Genomic DNA, 26,992 nt, shown 5'->3' with positions numbered 1-26,992 from the left:
TATCGTTTTAGTACCGCATGATATTTATGGTATATAAATTCCGTTAAGAGAAAAGCAGCTTTTGCCTTTCTCTTATGAGCTAACAGTTAAATGTAGACTCGCCGTTAAAATTGATAGCTAAGTGTCAAACGAACATCTCGGCCAGCAGAATTTTGGCCAGAAATAATTTCGTAGCCTGGATTGTGGCGTAAATCTTCAACTGAACCTTGGCTTAAGTAAGTTTTATCAAACAAGTTTTTAACCGCTAAATTGATTTTAATCGCTTCAGTTGGCGACCAAGATGCGTATAAGTCGTGCAAGCTGTAACCCTGTTTGCTAGCTGTTAAAGTTTCTTCATATGGACCACCTTCATCAACCAATATTTCAAATGGGTCCATAGATTCAACATATTGGCTAACCCAACCTAGCGTTAATTGCTCGTTAAATACATAGCTTAAATCAACTAGGTAATTGTCACCCATAGAGGTTGCGGTTGAACTATGAAAGTAACGAGTGGCAGTATCGCCGTTAAATTCTGACGTTGCATGGTTTAAATCGATATGCGCGTAAAATTTGTTTATGTTTAAATCAAATTGTAAATAATAACCTTGGGTTTCAAGGTCATGATCTAAATTTTCAGCAAGCTTGCCCCAAGGCGCCATGTTGCCAATTGGATCTTTAATTTTAGATTGATAACGGCCCACACCCACTTCAAAATTTTCGCCTTGATAATCGACCCCAAACTCTAAATTGGTTGCGGTTTCTGCTTTTAAATCAGGATCATTGGTATAATAACCCACTTTATAAGAGTCTTTAACTTTAGGTCCTCGGATAGCTGATGCAAAACCAGCGCTTAAACCTAAGCTGTCAGTGAGTGAATAACTGGCGCTAATATTTGGCGAAATACCACTGTCGGTTATGTTTAACCCCGTCCAGTCTGTTAATTCATAATCATCAAATCTAGCACCCGTTGAAATGGTTAATACATCATCAAAATTAATGACACTTTGCGCAAATACACCTAAAACTTTACCTTCTTCGTGAGTTGGGGTTTCTGCTAACGCACTTTCGTCAGCGCGATAGTTTAAACCGTAAACCAAATAGACATTAGCCAGTTCAGACGTAAATAAAGATTTATTCTGAATATTAAGGCCTTGTGATTTAACTTCGCCAAATACAGGGTCTTCACCATAGTAACGTGTTTGTTGTTGGTCTGATTGGTATGCAGTTATTCTAAAATCAACCAAATCACTGGTCAGGTTATCGTAGCCGTAGTTTAAAATAATGCTTTCTCGTGTCCCTTCAGTTGGCGAAAGTGTGTTTTTTGCACTTGGGATTAACTCTGGCTTGTATAAAATATTCCCTTCTTCTTCAAGGTTTTCATAGCTAATTGATAAATATTGGCTGTCGGTTAAATACGCAACGCCTTTTAAATAACCTAATGTTTTTTCTGAGCCGCTACCGACAATTTCATTACCATCACCGTCTTCTAAATTTCCACTATCAGAGCTTACTAAATTGACCATAGCGCTGTATTTACGATCTTCATCGGCGGCATAAGCGGTGAGGCTATATTTATTGCCACTGCCATTGGCTAAATGAGATGCTTTTAATATACCGCCTAAATTTTGATCTTTTTTCAAAAGATCAATTGGCGATTTAGTGGTCATTCTAACGGCACCACCTAAAGCACCTGGGCCAACAGCGGCACTACCTGCACCAGCTTCTACTTCTACTTGTTTTAAAATTTCAGGTTCAACTGTAATTCGTCCAGTGTGATGGAATACGGCTTCGGCAATTTCAGCGCCATCAATAGAGATATAAAGCATATCTTCACCTACATTGCGTAAATATATTTTTTGTGATGAAGAAACTGAACCGCCGACATTAATTGAAGTATCTAAACGAAAAATATCTTCTAAATTATTCGCTTGAATTTTTTCTAATTGTTCTTGGTCAATTAAGCGGTCGAGGCCAGTAGTTGCTTGGCCTCGAACGACTATCATTTCAACATCATCTTGGTTAATTTCTTTTTTTACCTTGTTAGATGAATTGTCAGCAGCCATTGATGAAGCACTATGAGTTGCTAGCAAAATAGCAAGTGGTAATGATGCAAATTTAAATTTGTTTAATGTTACGGGCATGAAGTGTGTCCTTGTGTTCAATATTTTTTGTAATTTATTAAATGGTAATTATTCTCATTTGAGTTGTGAATTCCAGTACTTTTACAATTGTTACATTTAAGCAGGGTGCCAAACGGAATGCTCAAAAAGTAACGATTCAAAAAGATGGTTATCTGGTGGATAAGCCATTATCTTTTTTGATTGAGTATTTGTTTGTTGCTAGTTTATTTGCGATTTATTGTTGGTTGAACAAGCTCGGTGTAGCCTGTTTCAATCGGTATTAATAAAACCAAGCAAACCATCATTAAGGTGGAGGGACGATTAAATTGCATAGTATTTAGCCAATCAACCCTAAAAATTTAAGAATATTAAAAAAACTTAAGTTTTAGGGTTGCCGGAGAGACTTTAGTTAGCTAGAATCCGCGCCACTTCTTTGAGCAAACTTATGTTTAAGAAGTCATTTCTACTATGGTGGCTGTAGCTCAGTCGGTAGAGCCCCGGATTGTGATTCCGGTTGTCGTGGGTTCAAGTCCCATCAGCCACCCCATTATTTCAATCCCTGTGATTCCACCTTGATTTAGCGCGGGTTCAAGTTTCATCAGCCACCCCGTTTTTCATTCCATTATTTTATCCGAATTTAATTGGTAGCAGCGATTTTATATCGCGTTGTTCATAAATTAAATTTAGCTATTCAGCACTCAATTTTTATGTTTTTGTCATCTTTTTAATTTTAGTTTTGATACAATCCTCAGTCATCTTTATTTAGATATTGGCTGACGCTTTGTTTACCTCTGAACTATTCGAATTTAAGCAAACTGATTTTGTAAAAGAATCACAACAATTAAACCTGCATTATAAGCAAGGGCAATACACGTTTTGTGAAACCTTAACGTTCGAGCACGACTCGTTACAGATAGATGAAACACAACCTGAAATTTCCAATGCGATTAAGTATTTACATCTCGCCGCTGGCGTTAGCTATTTTAAATTACAGCCGTTTAGCCAAATTAAAATGGCACAAACGACCTTAAATACAGCACAAGCTCATTTTTTTAAAAAGCTATATATTAATGGGTTAGCCGAGTTTGCGTATCGTAATCAAATTGATATTCGAGAGGCTTGCGAATTCCCATCATCAGATGTTACCCAAACACCTTTAGTTAAAGCCACAGAGTCACAAGAACAACATGCATTAGTGTTAATTGGTGGTGGTAAAGATTCATTGGTGAGCATTGAAGCGCTGAAAAAATCTGGCAAAAAAGTTACCTTATTTGCAGTTAACCCGGCTGAACCCATTTTAAATTGTGTTAAACAAAGTGGTTTACCTTTTGTATCAGTTAAACGCACACTCGACCCACAGCTATTTAAATTGAACGAAGCTGGCGGGCTAAACGGCCATGTGCCCATTACCGCCATTATTAGTTTTACCGCGCTTATTGTTGCCCAAGCGTTAGGTTGTGATGCCATTATTACTTCTAACGAAGCGTCAGCCAATGAAGCCACTGTGGTTAAAAATGGCGTTGAAATAAACCATCAATACAGTAAATCGTACGAATTTGAAAAAGACTTTACCGCATTTGTGCAAAAATTTGTTCACCCAAACTTGGCTTATTTTTCATTGTTAAGGCCATTTACCGAAATGCGAATTGTACAAGAATTTGCACAATTTAGTCATTATGATGCTGTTTTTACCTCTTGTAATAAAGCATTTAAAATTTACCATCAAAAATCTCAAACACGTTGGTGTTTAGCCTGTCCTAAATGTCACTTTGTTCATTTAATGTTTGCTGTTTCTGGTATGGATGAAGCCCGCTTAAAGAGCATATTTAATGGTAACCCGCTTAATCAAATTGAACATCTTCAGGCTTATCGTGAACTGGTGGGATTAACCGAAAACAAACCTTGGGAATGTGTCGGCGAAAAATTAGAATCGGCAACCGCTATATATATGTTAAGCCAGCAAAAAATAACGCAGGATTATGCAGTAATAAAACAGTTGAGCCAAGCCGTTATTCAAGCTTATGGCGCAGATGTACTGCAAAGCGCGAGCACCGATTTATTAAAAGCGCGTTCTTTACATTATATTCCTGAACAATATCGGGGATGTTTTGCTGATGTCTAAACAAACGGGTGGTTTAGCGCACCAAATCGCAAAAAATCAAGCTACCCTTATATGGGGCTTTGGACAAGAAGGCCAAGCTTGTCATCAGTATTTAACGCAAACGCTTAAAGCTGACAACGTATGGATATTAACGGATGAATACCAAGCTGATTTAGCTGACTATCCTAATTATATTTATGCTGAGCAAGGATTAAATCGGTTAAGCCAAGGTGATTTTAAACTAATTATTAAAAGCCCCGGGATTAGTTTATATCGAGACGAGTTAATACAGGCAAAACAAAATGGTAGTTTGGTTTCGTCATCAACCAATTTATGGTTTGAACGTTATTCAAATGCCAAAACCATTATTGTGACAGGCACGAAAGGCAAAAGCACGACCGCGAGTTTATTAGGTCATTTAATGCACAGTATTGGGTTAGATATTTTGGTTGCCGGAAACCTAGGTTTACCATTAATAGCAGTTGAGCCTGCTCGTGATTATACTATTTTAGAGCTGTCGTCTTATCAACTGGCAGATTTAAATGCGCACACAAACGCTTTTATTTTATTAAATTTGTTTCAAGAGCATGTACCTTGGCATAAAACAGCCGCGCAATATTATTTAGATAAAACTCGTCCAGCGCGCAATAAAAATTGTGATCTGCTAATTTGTAATGCTGAATCTCAATTAACCCAGCAATATTTAATTGAGCCAGCTAAACAGCAACAAGCCCCTTTAATTGCGACTTATTTTAATCAGGCTCAAGGGTTTTATTGTAAAAATAATACTCTGTTTTATTACGATGAGGCGCTTAGATTTAAATTTAATTTAAAAGGGGAGCACAACCTTAAAAACTTGGCTGCTTGTTTAACCTTATTAAATGAATGGCAGTTAAATTGGCGTTTGGCACTAGAAAAACTAGCCAACTTTAATGCATTGGCGCACAGGTTAGAAGAGCATGAATACGAAAATGGTATGATTGCGGTGAATGATAGTATTTCCACAACGCCAGATTCTACTGTATGTGCGCTTAATTGTTATACTGACAGACCTGTTTATTTGATCTTAGGCGGAGCAGAACGCGAACAGGATTATCAATCGCTTTTATCACAGCTACCCCAATTTAACATTAAACAGCTGGCGCTGATCGGCGATACTGGTAAACGCATTAAACAGGGATTAGATATTTCAAACCCGAAAATAGATAAGCTGCCTAAATATCAATTTTTCGATAATTTACCTCAGGCAATGGCGGATATATTGGCCAAAGTTCAAGCAGGAGAGGTGATTTTATTGTCGCCCGCTGCACCGAGTTTTGGTGAGTTCAAAAATTATCAGCACAGGGGCGAGTGTTTTATTCAACTGGTGAACGCGGCGGCACTAGCTTAAATAATAAAATTTAATGCCATATTATTTTATACAGCCCTTGCAATTGTGCAGACCAAGCAATTGTAAGGGCATATTTTTTTATTGTTTTTTGATAATAGTCTTTATCTTGCCCTTTAGAATCTATTTCGATCTAGACTACTTTTTAGCCCCTACCTAAATTCGGATAATAAGTTCATGTATAAATAGCTATTCAGTTGCAATAAACGGAAATATTTTAAATATTTAACCTTCAAAGCACTAAATAACAAAAGTTTAACTATACTCAATTAAAATCGAATTCTTATCATTTTAAAAAGGACCAAGGGATGACTGAAAATGTACCGAACGACAATGGAAAAGCTGAAAAAACGAGTTCATCGGTTAATGAACTTACCCAGCTTAGGCAAATTATATTTGGTCAGGCACAAGCTAATTTAGAACACAAAATTACCAACCTGCAAACGTCACTTGATAATGGATTATCTGCTTTATCTCATGAGTTAAATGATAAAATGCAAAAACTGCATGAGCAAATTGACCATAATTTTGCTGCAATGGAAGATAGAATTCAGTATGTAGATAAACAGCATGACGATAAGTCAGATAAAATTCATAATGAGTTAAGCAATTTAGCATCTGAACATGAAATGTTTTGTGCAACCACAGATAAAAATATTGATCAGCTAAATCAAGATTTTCATAAAGAGGCCACCCATTTAAAATCTGAATTTAATGAACTGTTAGATGGATTGCGACAACAATTAGATAAAGTATCTGCCGAGCTAGGCACTTCTAAAACCGACCGTAAAACGCTGGCAAAACTGCTGTCAACAATGGCAAATAATTTGGAAGATGATGAGTTGTAATGCAAACCCATGTTTCGTCAGATGATAAAAATAATATAGTACAACAGGCACTCACATCAGAATCAGATGAAGAAATGCTTGCCGCCTTGCGAGATATTATTCTGGGGCAAGACCAACATTTGATTACGCAAATTATGCGTAGCCATGCGCGTGAACTGGTTGCTAATGTAGTCGTTGAGGCTTTACACGACAGGCAGCTGAAAGATCAATCGGTTGATAAAATTTTACAACCTGTAATAGAGCAATCAGTTGAGCGCTCCGTTGAAACTCACAGTGATAAATTTGTTGGTTATTTTTACCCGATTGTTGGTAGTTTGGTTAGAAAGTCAGTTAAAGCTTTTTTAAGTAACTTTATTGAAAAAACCAATCAAATGCTGGAGCACAGTTTAACGGTTAAAGGGATTCAATGGCGAATTAAAGCGCGCCAAGCTAATGTTTCGTTTGCGCAGTATGCGGTTTCTCAAACATACCAGTATCGTGTTGAACATGTTTTTTTAATTCATCGTGAAACTGGCTTACTGCTAAAATCAGTTAGTCACCCTGATAGCGTTCAAACCGATCCTGATTTAATTTCATCAATGCTGACAGCGATTAGCGATTTTGTGTCTGATTCGTTTGCCCAGCCGGATTCCACAGATGATGAGCAGCTAGAAACTATCGTTACAGATAATTATACCTTGCTAATAAAACCTGGCCCTTATGCCACATTAGTTGCGTCTGTTACTGGGCAAGCGCCCAGCCATTTATCTGAGAAAATGCAGTTAAGTATGGAGCAGATCCATCAGCTTTATCAAGCTGAACTAAGCAAATTTAACGGTGACAATGCCGAGTTTGAACAATCAGAAGGCCAACTTTCTGATTGTTTAATTGCCGAAGAAAAACTTGAATCTAAAGAAAAAAAACCTTGGATGGCATGGATACTGTTATTAATTTTAGGGGGATTTTTAACGCATTGGGGTTGGCGAGTTTGGCAAAGTCAGCAAATAGAAGCTCAGTTGTCAGTAATGGATACGTTGCCTGGCTATAGCTTGCAAAAATTGAATGTGGACTTTGGCTTTAAGCATCAAAGCTCAGCCCAAATTGAATTATTAAGAGACCCTGACAGCGTGCCAGTTAAACAATGGCTTGCAAATCAGCAGATAACACTTGATCAAATCGAGATTAAAGAGAAATACTTTCATTCGGTCGAACCTAGTTTAATTACACAAAGATTAAGCCCAATCAAAGCTGAGTTTACCGAGCTTGAATTTAATCATAAAAATGGTGTTTGGTTTGCCAGCGGTAAAGTACCAGCCAACCAAAAATATCAATTATTAATCAAACTGGGCGCAATTGGTTTATCCGAAGGTATTAATTTAGATCTAACTCAGTTGCAAATCCAGGCCAGCAATACTTTGCTTGCTCAATCACAGCAAGTTAGCGAGCAGGCATTATTTCAAATTTTAGCTAAAATTAATGCAATTCAAATTGATTTTGAACTAGCCGAGGTTAAATTGGCAGAGCCTATGTTAGCGCAACTAAATAAACTGACTCAGCTTTATCAAATGGCTAAAAAGCTGGCTGAGCCACTTAATTATCAATTAAATTTAGTGGTTGTTGGCACCAGTGACGCAAGTGGTCCTAAACAAATGAACCAAAAATTAAGTATTGATAGGGCCAATAGTGTACGAACAGAGTTGGTTAAACAAGGGATCTCGCAGGACGAAATTTATACAACAGGTGTGAGTCAATTGGATAATAAGCATTTTGGCAGTGAGGCATCACAAATAAATACAAGGAAGGCCTTATTTAATGTGATGTACCTTAAGCAGACACAAAACACGGAGAGAAAAATATGATCCAAAAAAAAATATGCCTTCTAGGTGGCTCCAGCGTCGGTAAAACCAGTTTGGTTAGACAATTTGTGCAAGGTATTTTTGATGATAAATATTTAACCACCATAGGTGTTAAAGTTGATAAAAAAATTGTTGAAGTTGAAAACAAGCAAGTTCAATTTTTACTATGGGATATTGAAGGCGTCGATCAATACGCGCATTTTCAACAACGTTATTTGCGTGGTGCATCCGCGGTTATTATTGTGATTGATCAAACACGACCTCAATCATTATTAGACGCATTTGAAATTTTCAATCAAGTACAACAGTCATCAAATTGTCCTGCTATTTTAGCTTTAAATAAAAGTGACTTAGTTGCTGGAATTGATATTAACCAAGCTCAATTTCAGCAATTTCAAGCTCAATTTGAGTTGGTTTTTCAAACTAGTGCAAAAACGGGTGCACAGGTAGAAAACTTATTCAATGATTTAGCCACGCTACTCATTACGGAGACAAGTAATGGATAATGTAATTAGCGATGCATTAATTGCCAACGGACAAGCTATTTTTATTTGTCCTGATCCACAACAAGCAAGTTTGGTATTAGTGGCGGGGGAATCTGATTGGCTACAACAATTATTACCACAAGCTAAGCTTAATCAAGCTTTTAACCTGGAAGAACAAAGTTACTTTTTGCAAGACTTTTTAATTGATGCTAAAGCATTGTGGGGTAATTCAGTTCCAGGTCAATTAAATTCAGGGTTTTGGACTGAAGCGTTAGACAACCATATAAGCTTACATTTAGATGCTAAAGCCATTAAAACGGATACAAATAATGTACTTATATTAACGAATCAAGCTGATGCTTACAGTCAAAAACAAAAAACGTTACAAGCAGCTCGCAATATTTTATTAGCTAACGATCAATTACAAGCTCAGTATGAACATTTGCATAATAAATTATTGAGCATGATTAATACATCCCACTCGGTTAATAACTTATTTACGCCTGTGGTTTCTGCAGTTGAAAACGCAAGTTTTGGGGTGATTATTTTTGATGCCGAGTTTAATGTAATTATTGAAAATCCCGCGGTATTTAAAACCTTTGAAGTCACGCATTTTGCACGTTCTACTCTAACATCTCCAAGCCAAATTATGTTAAAGCTAATGCGGTCTCAACTACCTGAATTTTCTCGGCTCATTGAAACCTCAGCCAGTTGGAATGGGGAGCTATGCTGGATGAAACCGCCGCACACGTTAAAATGGCTTAAGGTTGGTTTTTACCCAGTGAGAACCGACAAACAAACGTTAAGTAATTGGTTGTTTTTTGTGCATGACATTAGTCGCGAAAAATACTTATTACAGCAAAATGAAAGCCTTAGTCAGCAAGATGTGCTAACCAGTTTATTTAACCGCAGTGCGTTTTGGCAATATTTAGAAAACCAAGTAGCTGAAGAAATTCCGTTTTTTTTACTTTATATCGACATTGCCCAATTTAAGCAAATTAACGAGTTTTATGGTCATAACGAGGGGGACCAACTGTTAATTGAATTGAGCCGACGTTTGAGTAACTTAATTGCGCCAACTGACTTTTTAGCGAGAATGGGCGGAGATGAATTTGCAATTGTGTTAAACAATATCGATAGTCTAGAGAAATGCAAAGCGTTTAGCCAAAAACTATTTTCGTTAACCAACCAGCCTTTTTATACCCAAGAAGATGAGTCTTATTTAATTGGTTTAAAAGTAGGTGCAGTCAGTTATCCTCATGATAGTTTACAGCCTGAAGATTTACTTAAATTTGCTGATTTAAGTGCTTATAGCGCCAATAAAAAAACACGCAACGCGATTCAATTTTATTCTCAGGAATTAAAAGAAGCATCACATCGACGAATTGATTTAGAACAAGCGCTTAAGCTAGCTATTGAAAACGATGAGCTGTTACTGAATTTACAGCCTATTTTAAATTTAAAAACGCTTAAAATTGAAAAAGCAGAAGTGCTTGTTAGGTGGAATCGTCCTGACGAAGGCATAGTTATGCCATCAGAATTTATTGCGATAGCCGAAAAAACTGGATTAATAGTGCCATTAGGCAAATGGGTTTTTAATAAAGCCGCTGAGTATTTAAAGCAATTAGAACGCTCAGATATTCAAATTAAACTTTCGATTAATTTATCGCCAATGCAAGTGATGGACAGTTCATTTTTTGAATTTATTAAATCTACAATTGAGCGCCAGCAAGTGGACCCTACATTATTAGAATTAGAGGTCACTGAAAGTAGTTTAATTAATGATTACAATGAAGTGTTTAACCTATTAAATTCAGCACGGGGTTTAGGTTTAAGCGTATCCGTTGATGATTTTGGCACAGGTTATAGCTCGTTGGCTTATTTAAAACGTTTGCCAATTGATATTTTAAAAATCGATCGTTCTTTTGTGCAAGATATTGCAACCGATGCTAATGACAAAGCCATTGTAATGGCTGTTATTGCAATGGCGCATCAGCTTAAATTAAAAGTCATAGCTGAAGGGGTTGAAACGCAAGAGCAACAAAGGTTTTTAGTGGATAACGAATGTGATTCGGCACAGGGGTATTTGTTTAGCCGACCTATTTTATTTGCTGATTTTGTTAAACTGATCAGCAGCCAGTGGCAGTCAAGCTAAGCCTGACTGTCACTTTTATTAGCTAATATTAATCAATACCACGATCATTTTATCATTAAAAAGCTTAGGTATTTTTAAAAAGCTCCAGCAAATTATCGGCGGTTAGATCTTTTATTGAGTCTATGCTTTGTTTACCAAACATACTTTGGTTGAGCGATTTTTTGCTTTCCTGCATTTTTAGTACTTTTTCTTCAATGGTTTCTTCACAAATCAATTTGTACACAAACACTGGTTTGGTTTGTCCTATTCGGTAAGCTCGGTCACTGGCTTGTGCTTCTGATGCTGGGTTCCACCAAGGGTCATAATGAATAACCGTATCGGCCGCGGTTAAATTTAAGCCAGTACCGCCTGCTTTTAACGAAATTAAAAAGATGGATACTTCACCATTTTGAAAACGCTCAATTTGCGATTGCCTATCGCGAGTTTCGCCTGTTAATTTTGCGTAATCTATACCTAAAGCTTCTAACTCACCTGAAATAATATGTAGCATTTGAGCAAACTGAGAAAAAAGCAAAATCTTGCGGCCTTCTTCTAGCATTTCAGGTACGGTTTCTTTTATATACTCTAGCTTGGCTGACGTTTTAATTTGCTGAGTGCTCTCAAAGTTAAGCAGTTGTGGTGCACAGCAAATTTGTCTTAGTTTAAGCAGCGCGTCTAAACATTCAAGTTGGCTTTTGGCGAGGCCTTTGTCTTTTAAAATGTTTTTAACTTTATCTTCCATGCTGATTCGAATCGCTTCATATAACATGCGCTGATCGTTATCTAACGAAATGTATTTAACAATTTCTGTCTTTTTAGGTAATTCTTTGGCAACTTCTTCTTTTTTACGACGTAATACAAAAGGTTTAATTTTTTTGTGCAGCCTGTATTGAACATCTTGGTCTTGCAAGGTTTCTATTGGCTTGCGGTATTCTTTACTAAATTTATTTTGCGGTCCTAAAAAGCCAGGCATTAAAAAGTCAAATAGCGACCAAAGTTCGCCTAAGTGATTTTCAATAGGCGTACCACTTAAACATAAACGGTAATCTGAATTGAGTCGTTTTATGCTTTGCGTCATTTGCGCTCTAGGGTTTTTAATATTTTGTGCTTCATCTAAAATAAGTAGCTTAAATTCTTGTTGTTCAAGCTGCTCAAAATCTCGGTTAATTAATGGGTAAGTGGTTACCACAACATCGTAATCAGCGAGTGTATCTAAGGTTTTTTGACGACTACTACCATGTGCTGATTTTATATTTAAATTAGGGGTAAATTTATGAGATTCATTAATCCAGTTACCAACTAAACTCGTTGGGCATACCACTAATGCGGGTCTATCTAATTGACCATTTAAACGCATCACTTCTAACATGCTTAGAGTTTGCAGGGTTTTACCTAGGCCCATGTCATCCGCTAAAATACCGCCAAATTGATACTCCATTAAAAACATTAACCAGTTTAAGCCTTGTTGCTGATAAGGTCGTAAATCTGCATTAACTGTTTGTGGTAAGTCGACAGGGCGAATCCCTTCAAAATTAGCGAGTATGTTAGCTAAGCGTTTTACATGGGTACCGCCAATACATGAGTTAATTTCAGGAATACTGTTTAATAAGTGTGCTTGTCGGTTAGAAAATTGCGCTTGTTTGTTACTGGCTTCTTGCAAGATATTTAAAATTGGTTTGAGTTTATCAATATGAATGCGCACAAACTGATGGCGGTTTAAGGCAATTTTTACACGTCCAGTTTGGGCGCGCCAGTTTTCAGTTTGCTTTAACCAATTAACTAATACCGGAATTAAATCAATTTTTTGTCCGTCAAAATCAATTTTCATCCCCAGTTTAAACCAGTCTTTGTTTTCGTTTATTTGGTACTCAAAATCCGGATCATTAATGATGCTAATTGGATGAACACCTTCTTCAAACTCGACTTGCCAACCCTGAGAAATAAGTAAGGGCATTACTTCTTCAAATATGTTTAACCAAAACTGGTCATATCGAACGCCAATTTCTGTATTGTAGAAAAAAACAAAATCGTTTTGTTTGCCAACGCCTTTGCTATGTGCAAAACCGTAATTTTCTAGCAAGTAAAATGCTTTTCGTTCTTGAGATTGGTTACGGTAAATTTGTACGCTAGAGTTTTGTTGCTCTAATTGATAATAAAGCTGACTGACTAAAGTCATGGGAATTTCGTAATCGTCATATTTCATTCTGAGTTTGGCGATATAACCAGCGTCATTTAAGCCAATTCTAAATACGGGCGTGAGCTTTTCTTTGATTACTTTTATGTCTTTAGTCAAAGGCAGTTCAATGCGAGGCGATACATTATGTTGGGTTTGCCACACTGAAAATTCTATTAGTTCTTTTTCATTTAACGCAGGCAAGTTTAGTAAAGTATGTAACAAAGCGCCGTTTAGCTCGGTATCTATTGTGCCAATGGTGCCTTTAGCCGGGTCATAGTACCAAGGTTTTTCAGCTGGGATTAAAAACCACTTTTCGGCTTTTTCTAAACTAAAAATGAGTTTAAATTCGTCGTCTTGCTTTTTCCACTGATGTTTTAGTTTACGCGGCGCACCATAGTGAATAGGCGCTTGTTTAGCCGATTGCCAATAGCAACGTCCGGTTTCTAATAATTTAGGTAAAGCTAAATTAGCTTGCTGGCCTTCTAAATATAGCTGGTGGCTGGTTTTTTCATTTTTTTCTTGATTAAAAACAGCGAGTACGTCGTTGTCTTCATCATTTCTAGGTTGAGCGTGCCCAGCTAAACTTAATTGAATTCGAGTGTAATGGGTATTTTGTTCTAACACGGGCGACAAACAATACGCAATGCCATCGGTTTTTGGGTCTAAATTGGGTTTATTTTGAGCGTGCCAGCCGAATGCCTCTTCGGCATTTTGTTGCCATTGCCCAAAAGGTCTTACGGGCGTGCGGTCAATTAAATTATTGGCTTCTGCTGCAATTAATGTTGCTACCGCGTGCTCGCAATGGCCGCTATTTTCACAGGTACACAAGCTTGATAAATCAGCTTTATCAATCGCGACTCTAAATTGTTGCTTTTTATTTTCAACCACAGCCGTCACAGTGTTTAACAAGCTAATGGATTTTAGTTTTGTGACATTATCTTGCAAATAATGCTCTAAGCCTTTTTTATATGTGGCTTGACCAAATTGTTCGGTTAACTCAGCATCGTATACATTCATTAATCATCTTCGCCTGTTTTAGTTAGCTTCAAACCTAGTTCTGATATTTTTTATGCTATTAAACTCTTTAGTTTGAGTCCTTTGGATGTGATTGGCTTCATGAGCATCGATCAGTCTATCAAACTAAATTGAAAAATAATCAAATTTAATAAAAAATTATCAGTAATTCATGACAATTGTTCTTTGATTGCTTTACTTAAAGGGGTATCAAGTTAGAATGTGCGCATTATTGTAAAGTGAGAATACCCGTGAATTTTTCCGATTTAGAATTAGATGATGTTTTACTCAATGCGGTTGAACAACAAGGCTACACTAAGCCGACAGTTATTCAACAGTTAGCCATACCGCCAGCGTTAGATGGTAAAGATATTTTAGCCAGCGCGGCAACGGGTACGGGTAAAACAGCCGGCTTTGTTTTACCGGCATTACAGCATATTTTAGATTATCCCAGAGGCCGAACAAACGGGGTTCGAATTTTAATTTTATCACCTACCCGTGAACTCGCCGAACAAACCTATAAAGTGGCAAAACAGCTTAGTTGTTTTACCGAAGCAAACTGCGCCATTATTACCGGTGGGATCAATTATGGTAAACATAAAGATATTTCAGACGGTTTAGTTGATATATTAGTGGCCACACCAGGGCGTTTGCTCGAATATATTGAAAACGAAACATTCGATTGTCGCGACATTGAATGGTTAGTGCTTGATGAAGCCGACCGTATGTTAGATATGGGCTTTGGCCAAATTATTGAAAAAATTGGCGCCGAAACTCAATGGCGCAAACAAACTTTGTTATTTTCAGCCACGCTAGAAGGCAAGGGCGTTGAAAGCTTTGCTAATAAGTTTTTAACCGACCCAGTATTAGTTGAAGCCGATTCTCCGCGTCGTGAAAAAGCAAAAATTATCCAATGGGTGCATTTATCAGATGATCGTACTCACAAATTATCTCAGTTAATTCATTGGTTAAAAGCTGATGAAGTTCAAAAAGCGATTGTTTTTGTTAAAACGCGTGAGCGGGTAGCAGAGTTATGCGGTCAGCTAAATACTGCCGATTTAGCCTGTGCTTGGTTACAAGGGGATATGGCGCAAGATAAACGGCAAAAAGCCGTTAAAGCTTTTACCTCGGGTTATCGTAATATTTTAGTGGCAACGGATGTCGCCGCGCGCGGTATTGATATTGACGATGTTAGTCATGTATTTAACTTTGATATGCCTCGAACCGCCGATATTTACGTACATAGAATTGGCCGAACGGGTCGAGCGGGTAAAAAAGGCACAGCAGTTAGTTTTATTGAAGCGCATGATGTGGCGGTATTAGGCAAAGTTGAGCGCTACGTTAAAGAGAAATTAGCAAGGCGTGTAATTAAAGGTTTAGAGCCTAAACACAAAGAAGCCAAAATACCGACAAAAAAATCTAAGCCAAAAGCTCGAAAATTGGTACAAAAGAAACAAGTGGCTGCCAAAGCTAAAAAAATGGCAAAGCGCGCTGCTAAAAAAGCACAATCTAATAACGAATAGGCAAATTAATATGAGTCTGTTAAATGATTAATTAAGCTTGTATCAAAGCAAGTTATGGCGAATATTGTTTAGCATATTACTATATTTGTTTTTTTAGTCGGAATTGGCAATCAAATCAGCGTATAATGCGCGAAATTATTTTTATAATTAATGGCGAAGAGTAAATAATGAGCAAAAAGACAAAAATTGTCGCAACGGTATCAGACCTTAAAGGCGATGTTGAATTTATTGGTGAGTTATATAAACGTGGTGTAAACGTGATCCGTTTAAACACGGCTCATCAAACCCCTGAAGATACCAAAGTGGTTATCGAGAATGTACGTAAAGTCAGTGAAAAATTAGCGGTTTTGGTTGATACCAAAGGCCCAGAAATGCGTACTAATTTAAAAATTGAAGAAGACCTATCAATCAAAACTGGCGATAAAGTCACTTTTCGTGCAGATGGTTTAGACGTAGCAACGACACGCGATGCGGTACAAGTAAACTATTTAGGTTTTGTAAATGATGTACCGGTTGGCGCGCACATTTTAATTGACGACGGTTTATTAGAATTAGTTGTTGATAGCAAAGACAGTGAAGCTTTATACACAACGGCATTAAATAACGGCAAAATCAAGAAAAAGAAAAGCGTTAATGTACCGGGTGTTGAAATTAAATTACCTTCAGTTACTGAGCGTGATAAGTCATTTATTGAAATGGCGATTGAAGCGGGTGTTGATTTTATCGCACACTCATTTGTACGTAACAAACAAGATGTGTTAGACGTACAAGAAATCTTAGACGCTAAAAATTCACCAATTAAAATTATCGCTAAAATTGAAAACCGTGAAGGGGTTGAAAACTTAGACGAAATTTTAGAAGTGGTTTACGGCGTTATGGTTGCTCGTGGTGACTTAGGGATTGAAATTCCGGGTGAGCAAGTACCATTAGTACAAAAAGACATGATTCAAAAATGTATTCGAGCAAAAGTCCCAGTCATTACTGCAACTCAAATGCTTGAAAGCATGATTCAAAACCCACGCCCAACTCGTGCTGAAATTTCAGATGTTGCAAATGCGGTATTAGACGGCACTGATGCACTCATGTTATCAGGTGAATCAGCTTATGGTGATTACCCGTTTGAAGCGGTTGAAACTATGGCCCGTATAGCGCGCCATGTTGAAGTTGAAACTGCAAAAGGAATTAACTTTGATATCGAAGATAGCCGTGATGATTTACAAGCTTACATTGCTAAATCTGTTGCAAAAGCGGCGCGTGATTTAGATGTTGACGCGATTATTGTACCAACTCGTCAAGGTACAACGGTTCGTCAAATTGCTTCACACAGACCTTCAGCACCTATTTATGCTGCGTGTTATGAGCCAGAGCCACTACGTTTATTATCGTTAAGTTATGGTGTTGATGCTTATTTAATTGATGTTGAAGACAGAGCAACTGTACTTAACAAAGCATTAAGCCCATTAGTTGATAATAAAACATTAACTGACGAGAGCTTAGTGATTGTTGCGAAAAGTGCACCAGGTTCACCTAAAGGTGAAACTAACCGCTTTGAAATTAACACAGTTAAAGCTTTAGTTTAAACTTAGCTTAAGCTGTATATTAAAAACCAGTTCAATTGAACTGGTTTTTTTGTTTTTACTGTTTATTCGTTTATTAACTCGGTAGAATTATCAGCTTTAAATAACCGGAGTTCAGTTATTTTTGCAAGATTAAGTATGGCCAAATTAAACATTGTTATTTTTAGTCTACTCACTATTTTTATAGTGCCCTTGGCTTGTGCAAATAAAATAAGCCATTTTAACCAAAGTTTTTCGTCTAGTGTGGCTAGGCAATTTAAAGAATTGAATATTCCGGGTGGCGCTTATGCCATTATTAAAGACGATGAAATTCTAGCATTAGAAACCTTTGGTTATACGGATAAAACCCAAACCCAAAAAGTAACTCCAGAGACCGTTTTTAGGTTAGCTTCGGTATCAAAAACTTTTGCCGCGACCGTGACCACTATGTTGGCGCAAGAGCATAAATTGGACTTGTCCGATCCTATTACAAAATTTGTTCCTAAATTTACGCTTGCCAGCGAACAAGCCGCTAATAAAATTAAAATACGGCACTTATTAAGTCATTCCAGTGGGCTTATGCCAAATGCGTACGACAATTTATTACACGAAGACTGGAGTTTTGAAAAAATCATTAGCCGGTTTGATCGTATTACCCCGTTATGCCAACCAGATCAGTGTTATGGCTACCAAAACATTGCTTACTCACTCATTCAGCCTGCGATTGAGGCCAGCCAAAAAAAATCTTTTACGAATTTAGTGCAAGATAGATTATTTTCGCCATTGGATATGAAAAATGCTTCAGTGGGGATAGATGTTTTTTTACAAGAGAATAATATTGCTAAGCCCCATGTGCTGGTTCAACGTGTTAGCACAGGTAAAAAAAATAAGCTGGGAAAATCAATTAAACGATACATATGGCGAACCGTTCCTGTAACGCCTGATTTTTATAAAGTTGCACCGGCTGCCGGGATTAATGCCAGTATTACGGATTTAGCTAAATGGTTAATTGCAAATATGGGTTATGCGCCAGATGTGCTATCACCCAGCTTATTAAAAGAGATCACGACGCCTAGGATACAAACCAAAAGAGACTTGCGAAAGCGTTTTTGGCGTAATCACTTAGTGGATGCGCATTATGGCTATGGTTGGCGAATTTATCAGTTTAAAGATTATCCTGTTATATATCACTCTGGCTGGGTACAGGGGTTTCGTGCAGATATTGGCTATTCACCTGAATTAGGAATTGGTTTTGCAATGTTAATGAATGCCGAATCAAGTTTAATTGGTAAAATATCGTCTGAATTTTGGACTTATGCTAAACAGTTATAAGTTTTTACGCCTTTTATCGCAAGCCTATTAAGTTAATCACGACAAATTACCGCGAGCGTTAGTCGACGAATCTATTTTTGCCTAAGCTTTTAGCCTGATAAAGTTTGCTGTCTGCATCTTCAATCATTTTTTCTGGGTGGTTAAAATGGATGCCATTATTATGCGTCGCAATACCTATGCTAATGCTGACAAACCCATGAGTCGCTAATTTCGATTGACGAATTTTTAGCGCTTGAATTTTTTCGATTATTTTATTAGCAAGTTGTTTGGCACCGTCACTATTTGTGTAGGGGAGTACTAATGTAAATTCTTCACCGCCAAATCGAGCTGCTAAGTCACTGTTTCTTTGTTCGAATAATTTCAGTGTTTGAGCAACCTGTGTAAGACATTTATCTCCTTCTAAATGACCAAATTCATCATTAAATAATTTAAAGTCGTCTATGTCGATCATCATTAATGTTAATGCATAATCGCCTCTGACAGATTTCTCAAATTCATCATTTATTGAATCATCTAACATTTTACGGTTTGCCAAACCTGTTAATGCGTCAACATTTGAGCTAAGTGCTAACTGTTTGTTTTGCTCAATTAATTCCATACTATTTTTCACTCGGTTAAAGGTGATTTGTGTATGACCAGAGGTATTAATGTAATCAATTGCGCCTAGCGCTAATGCGGTTTTTTCTTGGTCGATATTAGTGGCTTCGCTCATAAAAATAAAAGACGTACTATTAAAAGGCGTGTGCGTATTAAAGCGTTTTAATACCGAAAAACCTGACAAACCAGGTAACTCAACATTTAAAATAGCTAAGTCAATATTTTGTTTAGATAATTTGTTTAAAGCGGAATGTCCGCAAGTTGCAATTTCAATATTAAATAAAGATTCAAACAAGCTTTGGTATTGACGAATGACACTAATATTGTTGTGTGCGATTAAAATAGTCGACGTTGTTTTGATAGATTTAAGTGGATATATATTACTATGTTGTAAACCAAGTGATTGCATTTTAAATCCTTGTCTTATCTATAATTATCATCCTTGCTTTACGATACCATTCATGCAAAGTCGGATTTCAATTGGTTTTTAAATTTAAAGCTTTTAAGTTTGTTTTGGCTAAAGTAGAGGTCAAATAAGTTAGCATATTAACATAAACAGCTTTGATTTTTATTCTCATTTTATGCAAAATTCACACCTGATTTTAACTTGTTGATATTAATGGTTTTTTATTTTACTTTGATGCTAGATTGAAAAAAGTTACAAAATGATTAGGTAAAGGTTACACTGAATTGTTTATTAAGGCGCATTATGTTTGCGTGGCGGTTCACACTTTAAATTAAAAGCTTTATTTATCGATTTTTGACTGTTAATTTTCACCGCAATTTTTAGTGGGGAACGGTTTGTTGTGTATCACTGATTTTGCATTGAGCAAACGTTCAATACTTTTAATTACCCCATTATGAATTGTCCGTGTTTAATGGTCTGGGTTTACAATTTGATATTTTTAGATTAACTTATACCGCTTATAGTTGTTTAGTATTTTTAATAATCACAGTGAAATTAACTTTTGCATTATTTCCAATTGAACATTAAATTAATGATTTTAACTTTACTCGTTTTTGTCGGGCAAAGTTTTGCATCTATTAATGCTCATTGTGAAATGCCAATGAATCAACAAATGCAATTGTTCACTAAGCAATCTTCCCAAATGTCAGAGCAAATGAGCCAGTCAGAAATGCCAGATTGTGAGCATATGAAAATGACCTCATCAGCCAAGCTCAGTTCTACCGATACTAACAGTCAGTTAAACGCAACGGATGATTGTTGCGATCAAACTTGTCACTGTTTAACTCAAGCCAGTACATCTAGCTTATTTTTAGTGCAGTCAATAAGTTTACTAAATGCTCGCCAATCGGCTGTTAAAATTGATCTTCAGGTTCAAAATCAACCTAAAACTCTAATCCATTCGTTATACCGACCTCCCATACTTATTTAAATTCTTTTAGCTTTTAATCAAAGCGATGCCAACTCCAAAACAACCATACTAAGGTTGTTAGTTGTGCATTAATGTTTTGTTTTTTCAATTAGTTAGAACCCACCTTAACCCGAGTTAAGGTTAAATAACATTGTGGAAATCATATTAATGAGAGTTTTTATTATTGGGCTGAGTTTATGTCTGGCCACTCAATTTGCGATTGCAGATGCTTTAAGTTTAAGTGACGTCGTTAATTTGGCTGTGAAAGGCGATATTTGGTCACAACAAAGTCAAGCTGAGCAAAGTGCTTTACAGCTTAAAAGCACAGCAGCTAAACAGTTAGATAATCCTAAAATATCCGTCAACTTGAATAATATGCCAACTGAAACTTGGCAATTTAACCAAACATCAATGACCCAATTAACCTTGGGTGCTTCGCAAGTATTTGAGCGTGGTAACCGCAATCAAATTGAAAGTGATTTGTATAATATTAAAGCCAAGTCACATCCGTTATTGCGAAAAGAGCGACAAAAACAAGTTAGCCGAAGCGTAGCTTTGCTATGGTTAAATGCTTATTTTGAGCAGGAATCGCATGCGCTATTGTTAAAAAACCAGCAAGTGCTGAGTAATATACTGGAAATATCACAAGCCAATTATGCCAGCGGTTTAACAAATACTAAGCAACAAGATGTATTGAATGCACAATTAGCTTTAATGCAACTTGATGATCAATTAGTGCAATCAAAACAAAATTTGTCAGCCTATTTATCGCGTTTGCAGCAATGGTTGGTTGAAGGGGCGGTTGGCTCAAATATAACGATAAAACCAGAACTTCCTAAAGCGGCTTTTCAGCTTACGCCTGAACAGTTAAAAATGTATGCCCAGCAAAGCCAAATGCTGAAAGTATTAATGCAACATCCTAGTATTCAATTGTTTGACAGCCAGTTTCAAGTTTCAAGTAAAAAAATTGAACTAGAAAAACAAGCCTATAAAGCCCAGTGGCAAGTCAATGCAAAATATGGCTATCGTCAGAATAGTGATTTTGGTGAGACTCGTAGTGATTTGTTTTCGGTAGGGGTGAGTTTTGATTTACCCATTATTAACCAAGCTCAAACCGAGCAAAAAGTAAAAGCCGCTATTTATCAATCTGAATCAGTTAAAACTCAAAAACGTTTAAAGCTGCAAGCCATGATGGCCGAGTTCTCAGCGGCGTTAACCCAGTATAAATTTTTACTAAAACGAAAAACATTATACCTAAACTCGAGTTCAGAAAATATTTTAGCGCAATCACAAAGCTTGGTAAAAACGGCGCTGTCAGCTTATGCCCAAGAAGAGGGTGATTTTGCGGATGTGTTTAGTGCGAACTTAATTGAACTTAACAATCAAAGGGCTTTATTAAAGGTAAAAGTGGATATAGTCAAAGCTTGGATTGAGCTTAATTTTTATTTAAATCAGAATCACTTAGGAGCGGCTAATGAGTAGCGCTAAACGAAATATTATCTACTTGCTATTAGGTGCTTTACTGGGTGTAACGCTGACGCTTTTATTAACTGATCAACCAGAAACACACAAAGAAAACTCAGCAGGCCAAGATAAATCGCCGTTATATTGGGTTGCACCTATGGATGATACTTACCGGCGTGACAAGCCGGGTAAATCGCCAATGGGGATGGATCTAGTACCCGTTTATTCAAAAAGTGAACAGGCAGTAGCAAAAGGTGAAGTTAAAATATCGCCGCAGGTAATCAACCAACTTTCGGTTAAAACAGTCGCCGTTGAGCAACGTGATTTAAGCCAAAGTATTAAAACAACCGGTTATATTCAGTTTGATGAAGATAAAATACACCATGTTCATCCACGGGTTCAAGGCTGGGTTGAACAGCTTTTTGTCACCTCAGTTGGCGACTCAGTTGAAAAAGGTCAGCCGTTATATGAGTTATATTCACCTGAATTAGTCAATGCACAAGAAGAGCTATTAATTGCGCTAAAACGCAACAATAGCGAGCTGATTCGCGCTGCAAAATCACGACTTAAAGCATTGCACTTGCCCGAAGATTTTATTACCAACTTGCAAAAAAATAAGCAAATTAAAAAAAATGTAACTTTTTATGCGCCCCGAACGGGCGTGTTGAAAAAATTAAATATTCGGCATGGATTTTATATTAAGCCCGGTATGACACTCATGAGCATTGGTGGGCTTGAACAAATGTGGGTAGAAGCTCAAATATTTGAACGAGATACCGCTTTGGTTGAAGCTGGTTTGCCGGTTAAATTAACCTTAGATTATTATCCCGGACGTACTTGGCATAGCCAACTAGAGCGAGTTTATCCGGTGCTTAATGAAAAAACACGCACGGTGCGGGTTAGATTTAGCTTAAATAACCCTAACTTGTTATTAAAGCCAAATATGTTTGCCAACATTGAGATTGAAACCAAGCCGATAAAAAATGCGTTAGTAGTACCCGCACAAGCTGTGATTCAAACAGGCGATCAAAATAAAGTGGTATTAGCATTAGGCGATGGCGTTTTTAAATCGGTTGATGTGGTAATGGGGCAAGCTGCACAAGGTTACATTGAAATTATTCATGGTTTAACAACCAATGATAGAGTGGTTAGCTCAGCTCAATTTTTGATTGATTCTGAATCGAGTAAAACCTCAGATTTTATGCGTATGCAATCTAATACATTGCCATTTGCACAAGTGAAAGGGGTTATCAACTCAATTAATAAAGCCACCCGAACCCTTAATATTAGCCGGGAGCCAATCGCTAAATGGAATCGATCAGCCGCCACAATGGATTTTATTGCCTCACCTAGAATTAATCTTGACCGTTTAATGGTTAATCACCCTATTGAATTTAGTTTTGAAGTAGGTGACGAGCTGGTGGTAACACAAATTACGTTACTGGAGGGCCAATAAATGATTGAACGTATTATTTATTGGTCAGTTAACAATAGAGTATTAATCCTGCTGCTAACTTTGATTTTAATCGGGTTGGGAGGCTACTCACTTAAAAATACGCCAGTGGATGCTATTCCTGATTTATCTGATGTTCAGGTGATTATTAAAACCAGTTATCCGGGGCAGTCGCCACAAGTTGTTCAAGATCAAGTCACGTTCCCGTTAACATCAGCCATGTTGTCTGTACCTAAAGCCAAAACGGTACGCGGTTTTTCGTTTTTTGGTGATTCTTACGTGTATGTGATTTTTGAAGATGATACCGACATGTACTGGGCAAGAAGCCGAGTGTTAGAGTATTTAAGTCAAGCGTCTGAAAGTTTACCTAAATCGGCCTCATCAAAGCTGGGTCCAGATGCAACCGGCGTGGGTTGGGTATATTTATATGCGCTTGAAGACCCAACAGGCCAACATAGTTTAAGTGAACTTCGTAGTATACAAGACTGGTTTTTAAAATATGAATTACAAACCGTAGAAGGCGTATCTGAAGTTGCGCCTATTGGCGGTATGGTTAAACAGTATCAAGTACAAGTCGATCCGCAAAAACTGCGTGCTTACAATATTCCATTAACTCATGTTCAGACCGCGCTGCAAAGAGCGAACCAAGAAACCGGTGCTTCGGTTATTGAAATGGCTGAAGCGGAATATATGGTTACATCCACCGGCTACCTAAAAAATATTGAGGACATTAAACAAATTCCGTTAGGCCTGACAAAACAGGGTGCAACCATTACGTTTGCTGATGTCGGTAATGTGGTTACCGGTCCTGCAATGCGAAGAGGCATTGCTGAGCTAAATGGCAAAGGTGAAGTTGTGGGTGGCATAGTGGTAATGCGATATGGGGCCAATGCACAACAAACAATTACAGCCGTTAAACAAAAAATAAATAGCTTAAAACCGAATTTGCCTGAGGGGGTTAATTTGGTAACGGTTTATGACAGATCACAATTAATTAATAATGCCATTAATAACTTGTGGCATAAATTAGGCGAAGAGCTGCTTATTGTGGCTGTAGTTTGTATTGTATTTTTGTTTCATATTCGCTCTGCTTTAGTGGCTATGGTGAGTTTGCCGTTAGGCATTTTGGTTTCTTTTATTATTATGAACGCGCAAGGTATTAACGCTAATATTATGTCTTTAGGTGGGATTGCAATTGCAATTGGAGCCATGACAGATGGGGCGATTGTAATGATTGAAAATATGCACAAGCATATTTCGAACACGCCGCTAACATCACAAAACCGCTGGCAGCTTGTCGCTAAATCAGCAGCAGAGGTAGGGCCTGCTTTATTTTTCAGCTTGCTGATAATAACCGTTAGTTTTTTACCTGTTTTTATTTTAGAGGCACAAGAAGGGCGCATGTTTGAGCCCTTAGCCTTTACTAAAACCTATGCAATGGCCGCATCAGCCGGACTGGCGATTACTTTAGTGCCGGTATTAATGGGTTATTTTATTCGCGGCAAGGTTATTGCTGAGCATAAAAACCCTATTAATAAGTTATTAATTAACCTGTATCGTCCCGTTTTAAAAGCAGCACTTAATAAACCTAAGTGGACGCTTTTTTTGGCGCTTTTAGTCACAGTATTGGGTTTTTATCCGGTCAATAAAATTGGCAGTGAATTTATGCCTCCTTTAGATGAAGGGGATTTAATGTATATGCCAACGACTTACCCGGGGTTATCAATTGCGCAGGCTCGTCAATTATTGCAGCAAACTGACAAACTTATTATGACAGTGCCTGAGGTTAAAACCGTATTTGGTAAAGTAGGGCGCGGCGAAACAGCAACCGATCCGGCGCCACTCACTATGATTGAAACCTTTATTCAATTTAAACCCAAATCACAATGGCGAGCAGGCATGACACCCGAAAAGCTCAAAGATGAGTTAAATCAGCTTATACAACTACCCGGGGTGAGCAATGCTTGGGTTATGCCGATTAAAACCAGAATCGATATGTTAGCTACTGGGATTAAAACGCCAGTGGGTATTAAAATAGCGGGTGATGATTTAAATCAAATTGAGCAAATTGGCCGTCAAATTGAAACTATTTTACAAAAAGTTGAAGGCACGGCCTCGGTTTATTCAGAGCGAGTTAGTGGCGGACGCTATATAAAAGTTGATATTAACAGAGCCAAAGCCGCGCAGTACGGTTTAAACATAGCCGATATTCATCAAGTTATTAATACCGCTATTGGGGGCGCTAAAATCACTGAAACCATTGAAGGCCAAGCCAGGTATTCAGTTAATCTGCGTTATCCTCAAAGTTATCGGGATTCGCCACAAGCATTAAAAAAATTACCAATAGTGACAGAGCAAGGCATTCATTTGGTATTAGCAGATGTCGCCCGTATTTATGTTGAATTAGGACCGCCTGCCATTAAAAGTGAAAATGCCCGCATTAATGGATGGAGTTATATTGATGTAACGGGGGGCGATATTGGTAGTTATGTTGCGCGCGCAAAACAAGCATTGGCTGAGCAACTAGATATGCCTGCTGGCTATTCAATTAGCTGGGCAGGCCAATACGAATATATGTTACGAGCGCAGCAAAAGCTTAAATTTGTTTTGCCTATTACTTTGGCACTCATTGTGATTTTATTATTTTTAAATTTTAAGAATATGCGTGATGTGCTGATTATTTTATTTACGCTGCCTACCGCATTAATAGGCGGGTTGTGGCTGCTTTACTTGGAAGGTTTTAATTTTTCAGTCGCCGTAGGCGTGGGGTTTATTGCCCTTGCGGGTGTCGCAGTTGAAATTGGTGTATTAATGCTGGTTTATTTACAGCAAGCTTGCCAAAGCTTAACCCAATCAGATAATCGCACAGCGATTACTAAAAGGGTGTTACAAAATGCAATTATACAAGGTGCTACCTTAAGAATTCGCCCTGTGGTGATGACCGCGGCGACTATTATTATTGGTTTATTGCCCGTTTTATATGGCAAAGGTACAGGCTCTGAAATAATGAGCCGAATAGCCGCACCTATGGTAGGTGGCATGTTGAGCGCTTTGCTGTTAACGCTAATAATAATCCCTGTGGTTTATTATTTATTGAACTTATATCGTATAAAAGTTCACAAAAATTAATAGCTTGCTGGATATTTTTAATCTATGCGGTTAAGCTTTTAACTGCTTAGTTTAACGTTTCAACATTTGATGTTTCAATAATAGAAAGGATAAATAATTTATGAGCAAATTAATCCAAGCGGCTGTTGCAAGTGGTTTGTTAATATTGGGAGTCGGTCAAGCGAGCGCGGGTTTGTACGAATCAAATCAGGTGATTCAAAGCCAAGAATATTCGTTTAACAAAAACCAAATATTGTCTTATGTTGATTCCGAACAAGTGCAAAATAAATTAACCGAGTTGGGGATTTCAGTTGCTGATGCAAAAAATCGAATTGCCAACATGACCCATGAAGAATTAGCATCTCTTAATCAACAGCTCAATGAAGATGCAGTTGCCGGTGGTATTGTTGGCACTATTATCACGGTTTTAGTTGTCGTTGCTGTATTAGATGTAATGGGCATTACTGATGTGTACCCATTTATTCGTCCGCTTTAATTTGA

At 37.5% G+C, this 26,992-nt stretch carries 17 protein-coding genes and 1 tRNA gene; 15 read left to right on the top strand and 3 right to left on the bottom strand.

Features of this window, described 5'->3' with window-relative positions:
* Positions 1-104 precede the first annotated feature (104 nt).
* Positions 105-2,123, bottom strand: coding sequence for a TonB-dependent receptor domain-containing protein (locus tag OLW01_RS08260; RefSeq protein ID WP_268073371.1), 2,019 nt, complete (start codon positions 2,121-2,123; stop codon positions 105-107).
* A 450-nt stretch (positions 2,124-2,573) separates the two neighbouring features.
* Between OLW01_RS08260 and OLW01_RS08255 the strand changes: the two genes are divergently transcribed.
* From OLW01_RS08255 to OLW01_RS08225, 7 genes are all read left to right on the top strand, one after another.
* A tRNA-His gene (locus tag OLW01_RS08255) sits at positions 2,574-2,649 on the top strand.
* Positions 2,650-2,883: 234 nt separating this feature from the next.
* On the top strand, positions 2,884-4,224 hold the full coding sequence (locus OLW01_RS08250) for a MurL-like N-terminal domain-containing (protein ID WP_268073370.1): 1,341 nt from the start codon (positions 2,884-2,886) through the stop codon (positions 4,222-4,224).
* Positions 4,217-5,593: a UDP-N-acetylmuramoyl-L-alanine--D-glutamate ligase gene (murD, locus tag OLW01_RS08245; RefSeq protein WP_268073369.1), complete on the top strand. Its 1,377-nt coding sequence runs from the start codon at positions 4,217-4,219 to the stop codon at positions 5,591-5,593. The genes OLW01_RS08250 and murD overlap by 8 nt, the downstream gene beginning before the upstream one ends.
* A 305-nt stretch (positions 5,594-5,898) precedes the next feature.
* On the top strand, positions 5,899-6,438 hold the full coding sequence (locus OLW01_RS08240; protein WP_268073368.1) for a hypothetical protein: 540 nt from the start codon (positions 5,899-5,901) through the stop codon (positions 6,436-6,438).
* Positions 6,438-8,276, top strand: coding sequence for an OmpA family protein (locus OLW01_RS08235; protein ID WP_268073367.1), 1,839 nt, complete (start codon positions 6,438-6,440; stop codon positions 8,274-8,276). The genes OLW01_RS08240 and OLW01_RS08235 overlap by 1 nt, the downstream gene beginning before the upstream one ends.
* Positions 8,273-8,779 carry a Rab family GTPase gene (locus OLW01_RS08230; protein ID WP_268073366.1) on the top strand — a complete coding sequence of 169 codons (507 nt, stop codon included), beginning with the start codon at positions 8,273-8,275 and terminating at the stop codon, positions 8,777-8,779. Before OLW01_RS08235 ends, OLW01_RS08230 begins: the two co-directional genes overlap by 4 nt.
* Positions 8,772-10,913 carry a putative bifunctional diguanylate cyclase/phosphodiesterase gene (locus OLW01_RS08225; RefSeq protein ID WP_268073365.1) on the top strand — a complete coding sequence of 714 codons (2,142 nt, stop codon included), beginning with the start codon at positions 8,772-8,774 and terminating at the stop codon, positions 10,911-10,913. Before OLW01_RS08230 ends, OLW01_RS08225 begins: the two co-directional genes overlap by 8 nt.
* 64 nt (positions 10,914-10,977) lie before the next feature.
* Here the strand turns inward: OLW01_RS08225 and OLW01_RS08220 are convergent, their stop codons facing one another.
* A complete protein-coding gene (locus OLW01_RS08220) occupies positions 10,978-14,085 on the bottom strand; it encodes an SNF2-related protein (RefSeq protein WP_268073364.1) in 3,108 nt (1,035 codons plus the stop codon).
* 248 nt (positions 14,086-14,333) lie between these two features.
* Here OLW01_RS08220 and srmB point away from each other — a divergent pair, with 248 nt between their 5' ends.
* The 3 genes from srmB to OLW01_RS08205 all read left to right on the top strand — a co-directional run bounded on the left by srmB (position 14,334) and on the right by OLW01_RS08205 (position 18,493).
* On the top strand, positions 14,334-15,605 hold the full coding sequence (srmB, locus tag OLW01_RS08215; protein WP_268073363.1) for an ATP-dependent RNA helicase SrmB: 1,272 nt from the start codon (positions 14,334-14,336) through the stop codon (positions 15,603-15,605).
* Between the two features lie 167 nt (positions 15,606-15,772).
* Positions 15,773-17,185: a pyruvate kinase gene (gene pyk / locus OLW01_RS08210; protein WP_268073362.1), complete on the top strand. Its 1,413-nt coding sequence runs from the start codon at positions 15,773-15,775 to the stop codon at positions 17,183-17,185.
* 135 nt (positions 17,186-17,320) lie between these two features.
* On the top strand, positions 17,321-18,493 hold the full coding sequence (locus tag OLW01_RS08205) for a serine hydrolase domain-containing protein (RefSeq protein WP_268073361.1): 1,173 nt from the start codon (positions 17,321-17,323) through the stop codon (positions 18,491-18,493).
* 58 nt (positions 18,494-18,551) lie between these two features.
* Here the strand turns inward: OLW01_RS08205 and OLW01_RS08200 are convergent, their stop codons facing one another.
* Positions 18,552-19,499 carry a GGDEF domain-containing response regulator gene (locus OLW01_RS08200; protein ID WP_268073360.1) on the bottom strand — a complete coding sequence of 316 codons (948 nt, stop codon included), beginning with the start codon at positions 19,497-19,499 and terminating at the stop codon, positions 18,552-18,554.
* A 589-nt stretch (positions 19,500-20,088) separates the two neighbouring features.
* Here OLW01_RS08200 and OLW01_RS08195 point away from each other — a divergent pair.
* The 5 genes from OLW01_RS08195 (at position 20,089) to OLW01_RS08175 (ending at position 26,987) form a co-directional block, all read left to right on the top strand.
* Positions 20,089-20,487: a hypothetical protein gene (locus tag OLW01_RS08195; protein WP_268073359.1), complete on the top strand. Its 399-nt coding sequence runs from the start codon at positions 20,089-20,091 to the stop codon at positions 20,485-20,487.
* 147 nt (positions 20,488-20,634) lie between these two features.
* The gene (locus OLW01_RS08190; protein ID WP_268073358.1) at positions 20,635-21,948 is read left to right on the top strand and encodes a TolC family protein; all 1,314 of its coding nucleotides are present in this window, start codon (positions 20,635-20,637) and stop codon (positions 21,946-21,948) included.
* Complete coding sequence (locus OLW01_RS08185) at positions 21,941-23,386, top strand: efflux RND transporter periplasmic adaptor subunit (RefSeq protein WP_268073357.1); 1,446 nt, start codon at positions 21,941-21,943, stop codon at positions 23,384-23,386. The genes OLW01_RS08190 and OLW01_RS08185 overlap by 8 nt, the downstream gene beginning before the upstream one ends.
* Positions 23,387-26,512: an efflux RND transporter permease subunit gene (locus OLW01_RS08180; RefSeq protein ID WP_268073356.1), complete on the top strand. Its 3,126-nt coding sequence runs from the start codon at positions 23,387-23,389 to the stop codon at positions 26,510-26,512.
* Between the two features lie 100 nt (positions 26,513-26,612).
* The gene (locus tag OLW01_RS08175; RefSeq protein WP_268073355.1) at positions 26,613-26,987 is read left to right on the top strand and encodes a PA2779 family protein; all 375 of its coding nucleotides are present in this window, start codon (positions 26,613-26,615) and stop codon (positions 26,985-26,987) included.
* Positions 26,988-26,992: the final 5 nt, after the last annotated feature.

The sequence above is a fragment of the Catenovulum adriaticum genome, assembly GCF_026725475.1.
GTDB classification, from domain to species: Bacteria; Pseudomonadota; Gammaproteobacteria; order Enterobacterales; family Alteromonadaceae; genus Catenovulum; species Catenovulum adriaticum.
This window is presented reverse-complemented; position numbering and strand designations above follow the sequence as displayed.